This is a genomic window from Schumannella sp. GW821-FHT10F01, assembly GCF_058809295.1.
This window is the reverse complement of record NZ_JBXASM010000007.1, coordinates 47,092-64,197: the sequence shown is the minus strand read 5'-3', so window position 1 is coordinate 64,197 and position 17,106 is coordinate 47,092. Positions and strand designations below refer to the sequence as shown.

Sequence of the window (17,106 nt, the reverse complement as noted above, 5' to 3'; positions counted from 1 at the left end):
CGACGGAAGGACCCCGCGATGACCGAACGCCGACGCCGCGTACTGCTGAAGCTCTCCGGAGAGGCGTTCGGCGGCGGCTCGCTCGGCGTCAACCCGGACATCGTCTCGAGCATCGCGAAGGAGATCGCCGCGGCGACCAGCGATCCCGACGAGGACGCGCGGGTCGAGGTCGCGGTCGTGGTCGGCGGCGGCAACTTCTTCCGCGGCGCGGAGCTGAGTCAGCGCGGCATGGAGCGCGGCCGTGCGGACTACATGGGCATGCTCGGCACGGTCATGAACGCGCTCGCGCTGCAGGACTTCCTCGAGCAGGCCGGCGCGCAGGTGCGCGTGCAGTCCGCGATCGCGATGACGCAGGTCGCCGAGCCGTACATCCCGCTGCGCGCGGAGCGGCACCTGGAGAAGGGCCGCGTCGTGATCTTCGGCGCCGGCGCCGGCCTGCCGTACTTCTCGACCGATACGGTCGCGGCGCAGCGCGCGCTCGAGATCGGCGCCCGCGAGGTGCTGGTCGCCAAGAACGGCGTCGACGGCATCTACACGGCCGACCCGAAGAAGGACCCGACCGCCACGAAGATCGACGACATCACGTACAAGGAGGCCCTGGTGAAGGGGCTCAAGATCGTCGACTCGACCGCCTTCAGCCTCTGCATGGACAACCGGATGCCGATGCGCGTCTTCGGCATGGAGCCGGCCGGCAACGTGACGTCCGCGCTGCGGGGCACGCTGCCCGGCGGCACCCTCGTGCACGCGTGACCGACGAGCGCCCCGGCGACCCCGACGAGCGCCCCGGCAACCCCGACGAGCACCCCGGCCCCGGCGACCCCATCGCCCAGCCGGCAGACGGTGCGGCCATCGCGGAGCCGGCGCTCGAGGCCGCGGGCTCGCCCGACCCCGACGCGTTCCCGTTCCCGGCCGACCACGACCCGAAGGCCGAGCGCGCGGCGCGCGGTCCGCTGCCGCGCGGCGACGTCATCGCGTCCGCGGTGCTGCTCGTCGTCGGCGGGATCGTCGCCGGCGGATCGGCGGCGGTGGGCGTGCTCATGATCCTCGTCGCCGCCGACCCCGGTGCCCTGCTCGCCTTCGCCGGGCCGGCCGTCGTCGTGGTGGCGGGCGTCGTCGCGGTGATCCTGCTGGTGCGGTCCCGTCGGCGCGCCTGGCCGATCGCCGCTGCCGCGCTCGGCCTCGCGCTGGTGCTCGGCGCGCTCGGCGCGATCTGGTGGGCCGCCGACGCGCACCTCGTCTGAGTCCCGCCGACACTCCCGCCCGCCTGGGCGTCGCCGGAGCGTCCGCGCTCCCGGCCCCCGCTAGGCTGAGGGGGATCCGGACGCGGCACGCGCCCGGCACGCGGACGGCCCGACGGCGGGTCTCCGCACCGAGCAGGAAGGCTGCCTGACGTGATCAGCGACGTGATGTCCGAGACCAAGGACCGGATGCTCAAGGCGGTCGATGTGGCGAAGGACGACTTCTCGACCGTCCGCACCGGCCGGGCCAACCCCGCGCTCTTCGAGAAGATCAACGTCGAGTACTACGGCACGCCCACGCCGCTGCAGCAGCTCGCCAGCCTCCAGAGCCCCGAGGCCCGCACGCTCATCATCACGCCCTACGACAAGACGGCGCTGAAGGACATCGAGCGCGCGATCGTGGCCTACCCGAACCTCGGCGCCAGCCCGTCGAACGACGGCACCATCATCCGCATCACCATGCCGGAGCTCACCGAGGAGCGCCGCAAGGAGTACGTGAAGATCGTGCGCGCGAAGGGCGAGGACGCGAAGGTCGTCATCCGCAACCTCCGCCGCAAGTCGAAGGACGACCTCGACGCGCTGAAGTCGGAGGTCGGCGACGACGAGGTCGCGCGCGCCGAGAAGGAGCTCGAGACGCTCACCAAGGCCAACATCGACGCGATCGATGAGGCGCTGAAGCGCAAGGAGGCCGAGCTGCTCGAGGTCTGAGCAGTCCGGCTCCCGTCCCCTCGTGACGAATCAGACTCCGCCGCCCGGCGACCGCCGGCACGGCCGCGCCGAGTTCGAGGCGCAGGTGCGCCACAACGTCGCCGAGGTCGAGGCGCAGATGAAGGCCGCGCGCACGCAGTTCGAGGCCGCCAACGAGGCCGTCACGGCCCGCGTCGGCCGCAACCTCGTGCTCGCGATCGCAGCCGGCGTGCTGCTCGGCGGCCTGTTCATCGTCAGCCTGATCATCCTCAAGTGGCTGTTCATCCTGTTCGGCGCCGCGCTCGTCGGCTTCGCCGCGTTCGAGCTGGGCAGCGCGCTGCGCTTCGCAGGGCGGGATGTGCCCCGGGTGGCGAGCGTCGTCGTCGCAGTGGCCGTGATGCCGGCCGCGTTCTTCCTCGGCATCGAGGGGCTCTGGATCGCGATGATCGCCGCGATCGCAGTGCTCTCGCTCTACCGGCTCGGGGAGCTGGTCTGGCAGCACCACCGCCGCAGCGTGCGCGACGTGCTGAAGGACCTCGTCGCCGGCGCGTTCGTGCAGCTCTACGTGACGCTGCTCGGCGGCCTCTACGTCGTGCTCACCGCCCGCGACGGCGGGGAGTGGTGGACGCTCGGCACGATCATCATCGTGGTCTCCGTGGACTTCGGCGCCTGGCTGGCGGGCGTGAGCTTCGGCAAGCACCCGATGGCGCCGAGTATCAGCCCGAAGAAGACGTGGGAGGGCTTCGCGGGCGCCGCGGCCGCCGCCGTGATCGCGGGCGTGCTCATCTCCTGGCTGATGCTCCGCATCGACTGGTGGATCGGCATCCCGCTCGGCCTCGTGCTGCTGCTCGTCGCCACCGGCGGCGACCTGGTCGAGTCGCTCATCAAGCGCGACCTCGGCATCAAGGACATCTCCACCTGGCTGCCTGGCCACGGCGGCTTCCTCGACCGCCTCGACAGCATCCTGCCGTCGGCGGCCATCGGCTACGCCGCCTTCCTCATCGTCGTGCACTGACCGGCAGCGTCCGACTCCGGCGTGGACGGCCCGCCCGTCGTCCGCTGAGCCGTGTCGGAGGCCGCGTCTGGCAGAATGACGCGGTGCCCTCGACCTTCCCCCACGTGCGCCGCTCGCAGCTGGGCTACGACCAGGACGAGGTCGACGAGTTCCTGGAGCTCGCCCGCACGGCCTACACGGGCGACGACGCGGCGGCGCTGAGCTCCACCGCCATCCGCCGCACCGCCTTCACGATGCGCAAGGGCGGCTACTCGTCCGAGCACGTCGACTCGGCGCTGGAGCGCCTCGAGGACGCCTTCGCGAACCGCGAGCGCGACCGCGAGCGGAAGGACGCCGGCGATGCCGCCTTCTACGGCGAGGCCCGCCAGCTGGCGCAGGAGGTGCTCGACCGGCTGGTCCGGCCGCTGGGCCACCGCTTCCGCCGTGTCGGGCCGTTCGCCGTCGGCTACGCCCCGAAGGAGGTCGACGCGTTCACCGACCGCATCGCGTCGTTCCTGCAGCGGGGCACGCCGCTCACCGCGGAGGATGCGCGCACCGTCGCCTTCACGCCGCGTCGCGGCGGCTACAGCGAGGCGCAGGTCGACTACCTCATCGACACCGTCATCCGCGTGCTGCTGGCCGTCCGCTGATCGGCCGAGTCTCCGTGCTCCCCGAACGGGGGTCGCCTCTCGTGACCCGTCCGTTACACTGGACGGCACTGTGACCATGTACCGGCGATCCCGCGCGCCCCGCGCCGTGGCTCTGCGCACCCCGGCCCCGCGTCCCGCGGTGCGGCAGGAGACCGTGGTGCTGCGACCCGTGCGGTCCCGCGCGCTGCTGCCGATGCTCGCCGCGCTGGTCACCGCGGGCGTCATCCTGGTCTCGATCGTCGACCCGTACTCGGGCGCCTACGCCTCCGAGACGAACGCGCCCGCCGATCCGCGCGCGGCGCAGACGTACATGTCGACGGCCGATGCGGTCGCCGTCGGCGCCCGTGACGGCTACGGCCTCACCAAGCCCGCTCCGCCGCCGCCCGTCGCCGCCGCGAAGGCCGGCAAGTCCGGCGGATCCGCCCCCTCGGCCGGCGCGCCCGACCCCGGCACCGCGCAGGCCATCGCGCACGACATGGTCCTGCAGCGCGGCTGGGGCGAGGACCAGTACGACTGCCTCGTGGCGCTCTGGAACAAGGAGTCGCACTGGCGCGTGAACGCCGGCAACACGAGCTCGGGCGCCTACGGCATCCCGCAGGCGCTGCCTGGCTCGAAGATGGCGAGCGTCGGCGCGGACTGGCAGACCAACCCGGCTACGCAGATCACCTGGGGCCTCGGCTACATCTCGGGCCGCTACGGCACCCCGTGCGCCGCCTGGGCGAAGAGCCAAGCCAGCAACTGGTACTGAAGCCGGAGCGGTCGGGTCTGAACCCGACTCCGGCGTCCTGAGCGTCGTCGGCGGCATCCCTCGACTGTCGGATGCCGCGTGCACCCGCCGATAGCCTGGTGGCATGCCGGAGGCGAGCAGCATCGAGGAGCTCGCGATCTTCGGCGTCCTCGGCGTGGTAGTCGTGGTGGCCACCGCCGCCTTCTCGCGGAAGCTCGGCATCGCCGCGCCGCTGATCCTCGTGCTCGTCGGCATCGGCATCAGCTACGTGCCGGGCGTGCCGGACATCATCGTCGACCCGGAGTGGATCCTGCTGGCGGTGCTGCCGCCGCTGCTCTACTCCGCGGCCGTGCAGGTGCCGTTCGTGGACTTCCGCAGGGATGTCGCGCCGATCGCGGCACTGTCGGTGCTGCTCGTGGTGGGCAGCGCGCTCGCGACCGGCTTCGCGCTGTTCGTGATCCTGCCCGACCTCAACCTCGGCGCCGCGATCGCGGTCGGCGCCGTCATCTCCCCGACCGACGTGGTCGCCGCGACCTCCATCGGCCGCCGCCTCGGCCTGCCGCCCCGCGTGCTCAACATCCTCGAGGGGGAGGGCCTGGTCAACGACGCGACGGCACTCGTGCTGCTCCGCTCGGCCGTCGCGGCCGCCGCCGCCAGCGCCGGCGGCACGTTCAGCGTCGGCGGCGCGTCGCTCGACTTCCTCTACGCCCTGGCGATCGCGGCGATCGTCGGGCTCCTGGTCGGCGTCGTCACGGTGCTCGTGCGCAGCCGGCTGACCGACCCGGTGCTCGACACCGCGATCTCGCTGGCCGTGCCGTTCGTCGCCTTCATCCCGGCCGAGGACCTCGGCGCCTCCGGCGTCATCTCCGTCGTCGTCGCCGGGCTGTACACCGGCTACATGGCGCCGCGGCGGTTCCCGGCCCAGTTCCGCATCTCGGAGCGGCTGAACTGGCGCACGGTGCAGTTCCTGCTCGAGAACGGCGTCTTCCTGCTCATGGGGGCGCAGCTCAAGCACATCATCGACGCCGTGCACGACGACGGGCTCGACAGCACGCTGGCCGTGCAACTCGGGCTGCTGTGCACCGGCCTGCTCATCGCGGTGCGCTACCTGCTCGTCGGGCCGCTCATCCTGCTGCTGCGCGCGAACGAGCGGCGGATCCCGCGTCGGGAGGCGCGTCTCGCCGGCCTCGTGGACCGGATCGCCGCGTTCGTCGACCGCAGCTCGCCGGCGATCGTCGACGCGCGCCGCGAGCGACGGGTGGGCCGCTGGCAGCAGGCCGTCACGCGGCGGGGCAACGACCTGAAGCAGCTCTCGCGCGAGGGACTCGACTGGCGCGGCGGCGTCGTGATCGGCTGGGCCGGGATGCGCGGCGTGGTCACGCTCGCGGCCGCGCAATCGCTGCCGGACTCCACCGACTACTACCCGATGCTCGTGCTCATCGCGTTCACGGTCGCGATCGCCACGCTCCTGCTGCACGGCAGCACCCTGCCGCTGCTCATCCGCTGGACCGGCATCCGCGGGTCCGACCGCGTCGCCGACCGGCACGAGCTCGCCGACCTGCTCGACGAGATGCAGGAGGCCGGGCTCGCCTACCTCGACCGGGAGCCGACGCTGTCGCTCGCGGGTGGCGAGCCGGTCGACGAGGAGGTCGTCGAGCGGGTCCGCCGCGACACCCGGACGGCGGCCGCGGTGGCCCGCGAGCGCGCGGACCAGGGGGAGTCCGTGGACGACACCGCGGATGCCCCGCACCGGCAGTACCGGGTGCTGCGTCGCGAGGTGATCGACGCCGAGCGGGAGGCGCTGCTCGAGGCGACGTCGCGCAACGCGTACCCGTCGCGCATCCTCCGCCGCGCTCAGGTGCTGCTCGACCTCGAGGAGACGCGGCTCGAGCAGCTCGACACCGGCGGCCGCGAGCAGCACTGAGCCTTCGTAGACTGGATGCCATGCCGCGCTCGAACCGTCCCCGCCGCCGGGGACCGGAGGACGAGCCGGAGCCGCTCGACCTCGAGCGCGCCCGCGCCGGCACGTTCCGCGTCGAGGTGAAGCGCGACGGCGCCTGGAACGTGCAGCCGCAGTCGGCGGCCAGCGCGGTGAAGGTCTACACCTGTCCGGGCTGCGGCCGGGAGATCGTCGAGGGCACGGCGCACCTCGTGGCCTGGCGCGCCGACGGCGTGCTCGGCGACGCGGCCGACCTCGCCTCCCGCCGGCACTGGCACGGCCGCTGCTGGGCGGTCCGCACGTGAGCGAGCCGATCCGCAGCGCCACGATCCTCCCCGCCCGCCGCGAGGACGTCGAGCTGCGCACGGACGACGGCCTCACCCTCGTCGGCGAGCTCGCGCTGCCGGAGACCGCCGCGCCCGTCGCGACGCTCGTCTGCCTGCATCCGCTGCCGACGCACGGCGGCTTCATGGACTCGCACATCATCCGCAAGGCCGCGGCGCGGCTGCCGGCGCTCGCGGACCTCGCGGTGCTGCGCTTCAACTTCCGGGGCGTGACCTCGCCGCGCGGCACCTCCGAGGGCGTCTTCGGCGAGGGCATCGAGGAGCGCCGCGACCTGGCCGCCGCGATGGACCTCGTCGCGGCCCGCGCGCTGCCGCGTCCGTGGCTGCTCGGCTGGTCGTTCGGCACCGAGGTCGCGCTGAAGTGGGGTCGGCCGCATCCGGTCGAGGGCGCGCTGCTGCTCTCCCCGCCCCTGCACCGCACCTCGGAGGAGGAGCTCGCGGCCTGGCACGGCAGCGGCCGGCGGCTCGTCGCCGTCGTGCCCGAGCTCGACGACTACCTGCGCCCGGCCGAGGCCGCCGCCCGCTTCGCGGTCGTGCCGGAGGCCGAGGTCGTGGCCGTCGAGGAGGGCAAGCACCTCTGGGTCGGCGAGAAGCAGACCTATCGTGTGCTCAGCGAGATCGTCGAGCGGCTCAACCCGGCGGCGCTCCCGCTGCCGGTCGAGTGGCCCGCCGGCCAGTGAACCGAGAGGAATCCGGAATGAAGACCATCACCCCCACCGAGTTCGCCGCGCTCGAGGGCGCGACCCTGGTCGACGTGCGCGAGCCGGACGAGGTCGCCGCGGTCCGCGTCGACGGCGCCGTCCTGGTGCCGATGAGCGGGCTGACCGAGCACCTCGACGCCCTGCCGGAGGGACCGCTCTACATCATGTGCCACGCCGGCTCCCGCAGCGCGCGCGTCACCCAGTACCTCGAGCAGCAGGGCTACGACGCGACGAACGTCGACGGCGGCATCACGCAGTGGCAGGCCGAGGGCCTGCCCGTCTCGCGCGGCTGACGCTGTCCGAGCGCTCCTAGAGGGCGTTCTGCCGTGGCACGACGACCTGCTTGATGATGAGCAGGATCGCGGCCGCGGTGGGGATGGCGATGAGCGCGCCGAGGATGCCGAGCAGCGTGCCGCCGGCCAGCGCCGCGACGACGACGAGCACGCCGGGCACCTTGACCGCGCGGTTCATGATGTTCGGGCTCAGCACGTAGGCCTCGATCTGCATGTAGATCACGTAGTAGATCGCGCAGATGATGAGCACCGGCAGGCTGAAGCCGCTGAACAGCCAGGCCGACAGCGTGATGATCACGGAGCCGGTGATGGTGCCGACGAGCGGGATCAGCGAGAACAGGAAGGCGATGAAGGCGAGCAGCGCGTAGTACTTCACGCCGAGGGTCGCCGACAGGATCGACAGCAGGATGAAGCTGAGGATGCCGTTGCAGAGGCCCAGCGCGACCTGCCCGACGACGTAGCGTCCGACGGCCTGGCTGATCTGCTCGGCGATGTCGATGAACTTCTCGCGCTTGGTGGCCGGCACCAGCTGGTACAGGCCGCGCTTGATGCTGCCGAGCGAGGCGACGAAGTACAGGGTGAGGATCAGCACGATGATCACGCCGAAGGCGCCCGAGCCGATGGCGGTGATCGTGCCGACCGCGGCGCCGGTGATGCCGCCGAGGTTCTTGGTGAGGTAGTCCTGCGCGCTCGTCAGGGTGGCGTTGTAGTCGAGCCACGGCAGGTTCGTCGTGACCCAGTCCTCGAGGCTGTTGTTCTGGAACAGGTCGACGATCGAGGGGATCTGGTCGATCAGCGCGCTGACCTGGTCGGTGATCACCGGGATCAGGGCGAGCACGAGCCCGGCGAACACGCCGAGGATCACGACCAGCACGATGAGGATCGCGAGCGGGCGGGGGATCTTCCGGCGCTCGAGGAAGCTCACGGCCGGGTCGATGCCGAGAGCGAGGAACAGCGCCGCGCCGACGTAGGTGAGGATCGTCGTGAGCGACCCGACCGCCATCCCGATGACGAGCGCGACGAGCACCCCCAGTCCGCCGAGCAGTCCGAAGCGGAACGGGTTCTGGATCTTCACTCGGCGGCTCCGCTTCCCTCGGCGATCCGCGCGAGGGATGCGCGCGCGATCAGTTGGATGATCCGATCTTCTCAGCCTGCGTGAGCATTCCGCGGAGGTTCTCGAAGTAGCCGCCGATCGCGTCGCGCTCGACGCGGATCTTCTCGAGCCGCTCCTCGGCGTCCGCCATCAGCTCGGCGGCCTTCTCCTCGGCCTCGGAGGTGATCGCGAGGGCCCGCGTCTCGGCGTTCGAGAGGATCTGCGCCGCGGTCGAGCGGGCGTCGGCGAGCGACTCCCGCGACTGCTTCTGCGCGGACTTCAGCAGCGTGTCCGCGTCGGAGCGCGCGGCCGCCGCACGGCCGTCGGCCTCGGTCAGCTGCTTCTTCGCCTCGTCGAGGAACTTCTGCGTGGAGGCGGCCGCCTCCTGGTGCGCGGAGGTGTACTCCTTCTCGGCCTCGTCGCGACGCGCCGTGAGCTCCGCCTCGAGGTCGAGCCGGGCCTGCGCGGCCTCGCGGGCGAGCGTCTCGCGCTGCTCGTCGGTCTCGGCGGCGAGGGCGGCCCGGGTGCGGGTCGCCTCGTCCGCGAGCGCGGCGCGCTGGCGGGCCGTGTCGCGGTCGAGGTCGGTGCGGGCCTTCTCGGTGTCCGACTCGAGCGCCGCGCGGGTCTCGGCGAGCTCGTGGTCGATCTCGGCGCGCGCGGCGGCGATGTCGGCGTCGAGCTGCGCCGTGCGGCTCGCGATCTCGGCCTCGAGCGCCTCGCGCTTCTGCGACGTGTCGGCGGCGAGAGCGGCGCGGCCGCCGGCGTGCTCGGCCTGGTACTTCTCGCGCTCCGTCGCGACCTCGGCGTCGAAGGCGGCGCGGGCGTCCGCCAGCTCGCGCTCGTGCTCGGTGCGGGCGTGCGTGAGCTCGGACTCGAGCGTGGTGCGCTGGCGGGCCGTCTCGGCCTCGAGGTCCGAGCGCTCGCGCGTGACGTCGCTCTCGAGGCGGGAGCGCGTCTCGGCGACCTCCTGCTCGAGGTCGGCGCGGGTCGTGGTGACGTGCTCGTCGAGCTCGGCGCGGCCGCGAGCGACGTCGGCGTCGAGGGTGGCGCGGGTGGTCGTGACGTGCTTCTCGAGCTCCCGGCGCGTGCGGGTGTCCTCGGAGGCGAGCTTCGAGCGGGCGCTCGCGACCTCCTTCTTCAGCGCGGCGCGGGTCTCGGTCAGCTGGGTCTCCAGCGCGAGGGTCTCGTCCGCCACGCGCTGCTCAAGGGCCGCGGTCGTGTCGGTCACGTGAGCCTCGAGCGCCGCACGTCGCTCGCGCTCGTCCCGCTCGAGGGCGGTCGTCGTGTCGGAGACCAGCTTCTCGAGCGCGGCGGTGCGCGTCGCGACCTCGTCGGCGAGGGCGGCACGGGTCTCCGTGACGTCGTTCTCGAGCGCGGTCCGCGCGGTGGCGACCTCGTCCGCGAGCTCGGCTCGCACGGCGGCGGCCTCGGCGGCCGCCTCGGAGCGCAGCGTCGCGGACTCGGCCGCGGCGGCGTCGCGCAGCGCGCTCGCCTCGGCTGCGGCCTCCGCGCGGAGTGCGGTCGCCTCCGCCACGGCCTCGTTGCGGATGCGGGCCGCCTCGTTCTCGGCCTCGGCGCGGGACTTCGCGACGTCGTTCTCCAGCTCGGTGCGCGTGCGCGTCACCTCGTCCTCGAGCTCGGTGCGCGCGCGGGTCACGTCGTTCTCGAGCGCGGCACGGGTGCGGGCCACGTCGTTCGCGAGCTCCGTGCGGGTCTGCGTCGACTCGGTCTCGGCATCGCCGAGCAGGCGGGCGACCTCCGCGTCCACGGTCGCGCGCGAGCGGGCGACGTACTCGTCGGTCTCGGCGCGCTCGGCGGCGACCAGGCGGTCGTGCGCATCGCGCGCCGCGACGAGCTCCCTCTCCAGGGCGCCGGACCGGTCGGCGATGTCCGCCTCGAGGGCGGCGGTGCGCTCGGCGACCTCCGCGTCGATGGCGCGCTGCTTGTCGGCCACCTCGGCGTCGACGGCGATGCGCGACTCGGTCACGTAGGTGTCGGCGTCGGACGTGCGGCGCGTGATGTCGGCGTCGGCCGCGGCGAGGGTTCGGGCGAGCGTGCGGTCGTGCTCCGCGCGCTCGTCGCCGATCGCCTGGTCGTGGTCGGCTCGCGACTGCCCGAGCTCGGCGTCGAGCGCGGCGCGGTCCTGGCCGAGCTCCGCGGTGAAGGCCTCGCGGATCTCCGCGAGCTCGGCGGCGAGCTCGGCGCGGGCCGCGCGGAGCTCCTCCTTGAGCTCGGCCTTCTGGGTGCGCTTCTCGGCGGCCAGCTCGGCGCGGACGCGCTTCTGGTCGGCGTCGAGCTCGCCGCGGCGGGTGGTCAGCTCCTCCGCGAGCGCGGCACGGGCGCTGTCGAGCTCCGACTGCAGCGCGGTGCGCTGCGCGGCCTCGTCGTTCTGCAGCACGGCCTGGGCGTCGGCGATCTCGCGCTCGAGGTCGGTGCGCCGCTGCTCGAGGTCGCGCTCGAGGTCGCCGCGGCGGCGCTCGTCCTCGCTCGTGAACTCGGCGTTGCCGCGCTCCGTGTCGCGGGCGAGCGTCGCGGCGGCCTCGCGGGCCTCCGACGTCTCCTTCTGTGCGACGACGCGGAGCTCGGCGGCCTCCCGCTCGGCCTCGGCACGCAGCGCGGCGGCCTCCCGGCGCGCGGCGGAGCGGGCGTCGGCGGCCTCGGTGGCGACGGCGCCGCGGATGGCGGCGGCCTCCCGCACGGCGTCCTGGGTGAGCAGCTCGGCGTCGGCCTGGGCTCGGGCGACGATGCCCTCGGCCTCCTCGCGCGCCGCCTCGGCCATCTCCTCGACGCGGGACTGGGCCTCCGCGAGCGCGGCGGCCGCGGTGCTGGCGGCGTCCGTGCGCAGCTTCGTGACCTCGGCCTGCACGCCGCCGCGGAGCTTCTCCGCGTCGATGTCGGCTTGGCTGATCAGGCGGGTGGCCTGCTCCTCCGCCACGCGCAGCGTGTTCTCGAGCTTGGTGCCGAGCCCGCTGTAGGTGGGGCTGCCGACCTCGTCGAGCTCCGCCTGCAGATCCTCGACCACCGCCTGGAGGCGCTTGGCCTCCTTGGCGCTGTCCGTCTTGTCCGAGTTCGCCTTGATCAGCTCGCGACGCAGGTCCGCGAGCGCACGGTCGACCTCGTCCTTGCGGTATCCGCGCAGCTCGGTGCCGAAGCCCGAATCGTCTGCCGCCACAGCCCCTCCTCCTCCGTTGGCGCCGAGACCGCCGGTCCGACGGCGCCGGGAACCTTCCGAGTCTAGAGGGAGGGAGGTGACCGGGAAGGAAACGGGGATCGGTCCGCCCAGCGCACTCCCCGACGGCTTTCAGGAGTGCTCCGATACGCTGGTATGTCTTGTCTGCGGCCCGGAGGAGCTCCGGGAGCCGTGCGCCCCGTCCGATGCGGGATCGCGGACGCCGGGCCGACGCCCGCGCGCAGATGCGGAAGGAGCCCCTCGAGTGAGATTCGTCCTCGCGATCGTGCTGTTCGTGTGCGCGCTCGCGTCGGCCGGCCTCGGCATCGCCCAGCGCACGGTGCTGGCCGGCCCGAGCGAGCTCTCGGCGACCGCCGATGTCGGGTCGTCCGCGCAGCTGACCGTGATCGACGGATCCACCCTGACGGCGGTGCCCGGGAGCCAGCGGCTCACCCTGGCCGGCTCGGGTGACGTCTTCCTCGCCTACGGCCGCACCGCCGACGTGCACGCCTGGGTCGGCAAGTCCGCCTACAAGACGGTGACCTGGAACTCGGCGAAGCAGAAGCTGGTCGGCTCGACCGTCGACGGCACCGCCACCGCCGTGCCGACGCCGAAGGGCTCCGACCTCTGGCTCGACGAGCGCACCGGCACCGAGGCGGTCACCTGGCCGCTCCAGCTCGACTCGGGCTACTCGGTGATCGCCTACACCGGCGAGAAGAAGGCCGCTCCGGGCGATGTCACGATCCGCTGGCCCATCGACAACTCGGCGCCGTACTCATCGGCGCTCATCACCGCGGGGGTCGGACTGCTGCTGCTCGGGCTCATCGCGTTCATCTGGGCGCTGATCCACGCCCGCCGCCGCCGCGGACCCCGCCGACGTCAGCCTCGGCTGCCGCGCGCCCCGCGCCCGCCGCAGCTCACCCGCCGGTCGCTGCGCGCCCTCCCCGCCGGCCCCTCCCGCGGACGCCGCCGCGGCTTCGTCGCGGGTCCGGTGCTCATCGGCACCCTCGCGCTCACGGGCTGCTCGCTCGGCGCCGCCCCGGCCAGCCCGACGCCGACGCCGAGCGGCTCGGCGACCGCGGGCCCGACGACCGACCCGGTCGCCGTCACCAGGCCGCAGCTGACCCGCATCCTCGAGCGAGTGTCGGCGTCCGTGAAGGACGCGGATGCCGCCATCGACCCCGCGAAGGCCGCCACCCGCCTCCAGGGCCCCGCGCTCGCCGTCCGGACCGCGAACTACACGATCCGCGCCGGCGACAGCACGCAGCCGGCGCCGACGGCCATCCCGTCCGGCCCGATCCAGGTGATGCTGCCGCAGCAGAACGCCGGCTGGCCGCGCACCGTCTTCACGGTCGTCGGCGACGAGAAGAGCCCGATCGCGCTCATGCTCATCCAGGCCGCCGCGCGCGACGAGTACAAGGTCGAGTACGCCCTGCAGCTGCAGCCGCGCGCCCAGGTGCCGGCGCTCGCGCCGCCCACCGTCGGCGCCCCGCGGGTGAAGTCCGACGTGCCGTACCTGCAGATCGCGCCGGATCAGGTCGGCGCCGACTACTACGACCTGCTGACGAACGGCGAGTCGAGCGAGAACTACGCCGAGTTCGACGAGACGAAGGACCAGGGCATCGTCGCGCTCGGTCCCGCGTACCGCGAGGCGCACAAGGCCGACACCCAGGGCGCGCCGCTCGCCTACTCGATGGAGAAGGGCACGGGTCAGACGATCGTGCTCAGCTCGGTCGACGCCGGTGCGATCGTGGCCGTCGACCTGCACGACATCGAGACGGTGACCCCGCCGGAGGCCGGGTCGACCATCAACGCGCAGGGCCGGGTGAAGCTGCTCTCGGGGCTCGGATCGACGCCGAAGGGCATCGCCTCGACCTACGACCTGCAGCTGCTGTTCTACGTCCCGCCGAAGACCGACAAGGACGCCAAGACGACGCTGCTCGGGTTCAGCTCTGAGCTCGTCGCAGCCAAGGAGGCCAGCTGACATGAGCAACCCCGGACCCGCAGCCCCCGGCCCGAGCCTGCGCGGCGCCGTCGACCTCTCGTCCTTGGTGAACCGCGCGAACGCCCCGGCCGGCGGCGCGCCCGCCGCGGCTGCTCCGGAGGCCGGCCGGATCGTGTTCGAGGCGGACGACGCGTCGTTCGAGTCGGTGCTCGACCTCTCGGCCCAGGTGCCCGTCATCGTCGAGTTCTACGCGAACGGCATCGAGCCGGCGCTCGAGCCCGCGGTCCGGGCCTACGGCGGACGCCTCGCGCTCGCGACCGTCGACGGCTCGCGCAACCCGCAGCTCGCCCAGGCGTTCCAGGTGCGCGAGGTGCCGACCGTCGCCGCCGTGATCGGCGGGCGTCCGCTGTCGCTGTTCGTCGGCATCCCGGAGGACGGCGAGCTGCGCCAGGTGCTCGACCAGGTGCTGCAGGTCGCCGCGCAGAACGGCGTCACCGGCTCGATCGCCCCGGCCGACGGCGAGGAGCCCGAGGAGCCCGCCGAGCCGGTGGAGGAGCCGCTGCCGCCGCTGCACCAGGAGGCGTACGACGCGATCGCCCGGGGCGACTACGCCGCCGCGCAGACCGCCTACCGCACCGCGATCGCGCAGAACCCGCGGGATGCGGAGGCCGTCGCCGGGCTCGCCCAGGTCTCGCTGCTCGCGCGGCTCGACGGGTCGACGGCCGACGCCGTCCGCGCGGCCGCCGCGGCGGCGCCGGAGGATGTCGACGCGCAGCTCGCCGTCGCCGATCTCGACGTGTCGGGCGGCCACCTCGAGGACGCGTTCGCGCGCCTGCTCGACCTCTTCCCGTCGCTCGACCAGCCCGGTCGCGACGCCCTGCGCGCGCGCCTGCTCGAGTACTTCGAGGTCGCCGGCGGCGACGACCCGCGCGTGGGCGCGGCGCGCGCCCGGCTGGCCTCGCTGCTGTACTGACGACGCTGTACTGACGACGCGGGCTCGAGCGGTTCGCACTCCGGTGGCTGAGTAGGCCGAGGAACGAGGCCGTATCGAAGCCCCGCGCCCTCGTATGCGGTGCTTCGATACGCTCCCTCGTCGCTACTCAGCCATCGGGGCGGCTACGCGGTGGGTGCCTCGTACTTGAGCCAGAGGCCCGCGAGCGGCGGGAGGGTGACCTCCGCCGACGCCGGCTTGCCGTCCCACGGCTCGGCGACCGCCTCGACGGCGCCGAAGTTGCCGACGCCCGAGCCGCCGAACTCCACCGCGTCGGTGTTGAGCACCTCGCGCCAGGTGCCGGTGCTCGGCAGTCCGACCCGGTACGAGCCGACCGGGTTGCCGCCGAAGTTCACCAGGCACGCGAGCCGGGAGCCGTCGCGCGCGGTGCGGAGGAACCCGATCACGTTCTGGTCCGGCGAGCTGGTGATCCAGTCGAGCCCGTCGGGGGAGCTGTCGAGCTCCCACAGGGCCGGCTCCTCGCGGTAGATGCGGTTCAGCGCGCTGACGAGCGTGAGCAGCCCGCGGTGCACCGGCTGGTCGAGGATCCACCAGTCCAGCTCGCGCGACTCGCTCCACTCACTCGGCTGCCCGAACTCCTGGCCCATGAACAGCAGCTGCTTGCCGGGGTGCGACCACATGAAGGCGTAGTACGCCCGCATGTTGGCGAGCTTCTGCCACTGGTCGCCCGGCATCTTGCCGAGCAGGGAGCCCTTGCCGTGCACGACCTCGTCGTGGCTGATCGGCAGCATGAAGTTCTCGCTGAACGCGTACACGAAGCTGAAGGTGATCTCGTTGTGGTGGTGCGAGCGCCACATCGGGTTCTCCGAGATGTACGACAGCGTGTCGTGCATCCAGCCCATGTTCCACTTCAGGCCGAAGCCGAGCCCGCCGGCGTCGCTGGGGCGGGTGACGCCGGGGAACGACGTCGACTCCTCGGCGATGATCACGATGCCCGGGTTGCGCTTGTAGGCCGTGGCGTTGACCTCCTGCAGGAAGCCGATCGCCTCGAGGTTCTCGCGGCCGCCGAACTGGTTCGGCAGCCACTGGCCGTCCTCGCGGGAGTAGTCGAGGTAGATCATGCTCGCCACGGCATCCACGCGGAGACCGTCGACGTGGAACTCCTCGAGCCAGTACAGCGCGTTCGACACGAGGAAGTTGCGCACCTGCGACTGCCCGAAGTCGAAGATCAGCGTGCCCCAGTCCATGTGCTCGCCGCGGCGCGGATCGCCGTGCTCGTAGAGCGGCTGTCCGTCGAACTTCGCGAGCGCCCACTCGTCCTTCGGGAAGTGCCCGGGCACCCAGTCCATGATCACGCCGATGCCGGCGTTGTGGAGGCGGTCGATGAGGTACTTGAGGTCGTCGGGATGCCCGAACCGGGAGGTGGGGGCGAAGTAGCCGGTGACCTGGTAGCCCCACGAGCCGCCGAACGGGTGCTCCGCGAGCGGCAGGAACTCGACGTGGGTGTAGCCGAGCTCGGTGAGGTAGTCGACGAGCTGGTCGGCGACCTCGCGGTAGCCGAGGCCGGGGCGCCACGAGCCGAGGTGCATCTCGTAGACGCTCATCGGGGCCTCGTGCGGCGCGCGGGTGGCGCGCTGGGCGATCCAGGCGTCGTCGCTCCAGGCGAACAGCGTGTCGCCGACCTTCGAGGCGGTCGAGGGCGGCACCTCCGTGTAGCGCGCCATCGGGTCGGCGCGCGTCACCCAGTCGCCCGACGCGGTGAGGATCTCGAACTTGTAGTTGGTGCCGGCGCCGAGTCCGGGCACGAAGAGCTCCCAGACGCCGTTGTCGTCGAGCCGGCGCATCGCGTGGCCCGCGCCCGACCAGTCGTTGAAGTCGCCGACGACGTGCACGGCCTGCGCGTGCGGCGCCCACACCGAGAACGAGGTGCCGTCGACGCCCTCGTGCGGCCGGTGGTGCGCGCCGAGCCAGTGCCACAGCTGCTCGTGCCGGCCCTCGCCCCAGAGGTAGAGGTCGATCTCGCCGACGCTCGGGACGAAGCGGTACGGGTCGCCGGCGGTCCAGTCGGGCCCGTCGGCGTAGGCGGTCTCCACCTCGTACGGCTGGCCCTCGCCGGGCAGGAAGCCGTGCCAGAGGCCGTCCTGCACGTGGCCGAGCTGAACGCGGGTGCCGTCGGCGCGCACGACGGCGACGCGCTCGGCGAGCGGGCGGATGACGCGCACCACCCAGCCGCCGCCGGCGACCGGGTGCGCGCCGAGCGCGTCGTGCGGGTGCGGATGGCGCCCCAGCACGAGCGCGCGGATGTGGTCGGCGTGCAGCTCCGGCAGCGCGGCGGCCGTGCCGCCGGCGCCGGTTCCTGTGGTCTCGGCCATGG

The 17,106-nt window shown here is 72.9% G+C and carries 15 protein-coding genes; 12 read left to right on the top strand and 3 right to left on the bottom strand.

Annotation, left to right across the window (positions count from 1 at the left end; all coding sequences use genetic code 11):
• Positions 1–18: 18 nt before the first annotated feature.
• The 10 genes from pyrH to AC1RSJ_RS09620 all read left to right on the top strand — a co-directional run bounded on the left by pyrH (position 19) and on the right by AC1RSJ_RS09620 (position 7,573).
• Complete coding sequence (gene pyrH / locus AC1RSJ_RS09665) at positions 19–750, top strand: UMP kinase (RefSeq protein WP_493118158.1); 732 nt, start codon at positions 19–21, stop codon at positions 748–750.
• Complete coding sequence (locus AC1RSJ_RS09660; protein WP_493118157.1) at positions 747–1,241, top strand: hypothetical protein; 495 nt, start codon at positions 747–749, stop codon at positions 1,239–1,241. Before pyrH ends, AC1RSJ_RS09660 begins: the two co-directional genes overlap by 4 nt.
• Before the next feature lie 150 nt (positions 1,242–1,391).
• Entirely contained in the window at positions 1,392–1,946 is a 555-nt protein-coding gene (frr, locus tag AC1RSJ_RS09655) for a ribosome recycling factor (RefSeq protein ID WP_493118156.1), read from the top strand.
• 22 nt (positions 1,947–1,968) lie between these two features.
• A complete protein-coding gene (locus tag AC1RSJ_RS09650) occupies positions 1,969–2,940 on the top strand; it encodes a phosphatidate cytidylyltransferase (protein ID WP_493118155.1) in 972 nt (323 codons plus the stop codon).
• Between the two features lie 83 nt (positions 2,941–3,023).
• The gene (locus tag AC1RSJ_RS09645) at positions 3,024–3,569 is read left to right on the top strand and encodes a DivIVA domain-containing protein (RefSeq protein WP_493118154.1); all 546 of its coding nucleotides are present in this window, start codon (positions 3,024–3,026) and stop codon (positions 3,567–3,569) included.
• Positions 3,570–3,675: 106 nt separating this feature from the next.
• Positions 3,676–4,317 (top strand): aggregation-promoting factor C-terminal-like domain-containing protein, encoded by a 642-nt coding sequence (locus AC1RSJ_RS09640; RefSeq protein ID WP_493118153.1) that lies wholly within the window; start codon positions 3,676–3,678, stop codon positions 4,315–4,317.
• Between the two features lie 103 nt (positions 4,318–4,420).
• Positions 4,421–6,220, top strand: coding sequence for a cation:proton antiporter (locus AC1RSJ_RS09635; RefSeq protein WP_493118152.1), 1,800 nt, complete (start codon positions 4,421–4,423; stop codon positions 6,218–6,220).
• A gap of 20 nt (positions 6,221–6,240) precedes the next feature.
• Positions 6,241–6,540, top strand: coding sequence for an Rv1322 family protein (locus AC1RSJ_RS09630; protein ID WP_493118151.1), 300 nt, complete (start codon positions 6,241–6,243; stop codon positions 6,538–6,540).
• Positions 6,537–7,259, top strand: a complete 723-nt coding sequence (locus tag AC1RSJ_RS09625; protein WP_493118150.1) for an alpha/beta hydrolase — start codon at positions 6,537–6,539, stop codon at positions 7,257–7,259. The genes AC1RSJ_RS09630 and AC1RSJ_RS09625 overlap by 4 nt, the downstream gene beginning before the upstream one ends.
• 17 nt (positions 7,260–7,276) lie before the next feature.
• Positions 7,277–7,573 (top strand): rhodanese-like domain-containing protein, encoded by a 297-nt coding sequence (locus AC1RSJ_RS09620; RefSeq protein ID WP_493118149.1) that lies wholly within the window; start codon positions 7,277–7,279, stop codon positions 7,571–7,573.
• A 16-nt stretch (positions 7,574–7,589) separates the two neighbouring features.
• Here AC1RSJ_RS09620 and AC1RSJ_RS09615 read toward each other — a convergent pair whose 3' ends face one another.
• Positions 7,590–8,648 carry an AI-2E family transporter gene (locus tag AC1RSJ_RS09615; RefSeq protein WP_493118148.1) on the bottom strand — a complete coding sequence of 353 codons (1,059 nt, stop codon included), beginning with the start codon at positions 8,646–8,648 and terminating at the stop codon, positions 7,590–7,592.
• 49 nt (positions 8,649–8,697) lie between these two features.
• Positions 8,698–11,838, bottom strand: coding sequence for a hypothetical protein (locus AC1RSJ_RS09610; protein ID WP_493118147.1), 3,141 nt, complete (start codon positions 11,836–11,838; stop codon positions 8,698–8,700).
• Between the two features lie 262 nt (positions 11,839–12,100).
• Here AC1RSJ_RS09610 and AC1RSJ_RS09605 point away from each other — a divergent pair, with 262 nt between their 5' ends.
• Both AC1RSJ_RS09605 and AC1RSJ_RS09600 read left to right on the top strand, forming a co-directional pair.
• Positions 12,101–13,819 carry a DUF8094 domain-containing protein gene (locus tag AC1RSJ_RS09605; RefSeq protein WP_493118146.1) on the top strand — a complete coding sequence of 573 codons (1,719 nt, stop codon included), beginning with the start codon at positions 12,101–12,103 and terminating at the stop codon, positions 13,817–13,819.
• A gap of 1 nt (position 13,820) precedes the next feature.
• Positions 13,821–14,753: a tetratricopeptide repeat protein gene (locus AC1RSJ_RS09600; protein ID WP_493118145.1), complete on the top strand. Its 933-nt coding sequence runs from the start codon at positions 13,821–13,823 to the stop codon at positions 14,751–14,753.
• A gap of 143 nt (positions 14,754–14,896) precedes the next feature.
• Here AC1RSJ_RS09600 and glgB read toward each other — a convergent pair whose 3' ends face one another.
• Entirely contained in the window at positions 14,897–17,104 is a 2,208-nt protein-coding gene (gene glgB / locus AC1RSJ_RS09595) for a 1,4-alpha-glucan branching protein GlgB (RefSeq protein WP_493118144.1), read from the bottom strand.
• Between the last annotated feature and the right edge of the window lie 2 nt (positions 17,105–17,106).